This is a genomic window from Sphingomonas tabacisoli, assembly GCF_042678385.1.
Taxonomy (GTDB): Bacteria; Pseudomonadota; Alphaproteobacteria; order Sphingomonadales; family Sphingomonadaceae; genus Sphingomonas_B; species Sphingomonas_B tabacisoli.
The window spans coordinates 1-608 of the sequence record NZ_JBHUDY010000004.1 but is presented as its reverse complement, the minus strand read 5'-3'; the positions used below and the strand labels follow the sequence as shown (position 1 = coordinate 608).

1 protein-coding gene is annotated in these 608 nt (G+C 69.9%); it reads right to left on the bottom strand.

From position 1 onward, the window contains the following. Nucleotides 1–607 (bottom strand): aldehyde dehydrogenase family protein (locus tag ACFSCW_RS16735; RefSeq protein WP_380891590.1); only part of this gene is annotated, 607 nt, incomplete at its 3' end. Between the last annotated feature and the right edge of the window lies 1 nt (nt 608).

Below are 608 nucleotides of genomic sequence, written 5' to 3'. Positions count from 1 at the left end.
CGTGCACGACCTGCAGAATGCCTTCGGGGCCGCCGGCTTCGCGGAACAGCTCGGCCAGGCGCACCGGCACGGTCGGGTCGCGCTCGCTGGGCTTCAGGATGAAGGCGTTGCCACAGGCGACTGCGACGCCGAACATCCACATCGGGATCATCGCCGGGAAGTTGAACGGGGTGATGCCGGCGCCGATGCCCAAGGGCTGGCGCATCGAATAGACGTCGATGCCGGGGCCCGCCCCTTGCGTGTACTCGCCCTTCAGCGCGTGCGGGATGCCGCAGGCGAACTCGATGACCTCGAGGCCACGCTGGATGTCGCCCTTCGCGTCGGCGATGACCTTGCCATGCTCGGACGACAGGATGTGGGCGAGCTCGTCCATGCGTGCTTCGACCAGTTCCTTGAAGCGGAACATGACGCGCGCGCGGCGCTGCGGATTGGTCGCCGCCCAGCCCGGCTGCGCCGCCTGCGCCGCCGCGACCGCGCGGTCGAGCACCGCTTGGTCGCCCAGCGCCACCCGCGCCTGCACCTGACCCGAGTTCGGGTCGAACACGTCGCCGAAGCGGCCCGCAGAACCGCCGGGGCCGCCGACGATGAAATGGTCGATGTCGCGCATG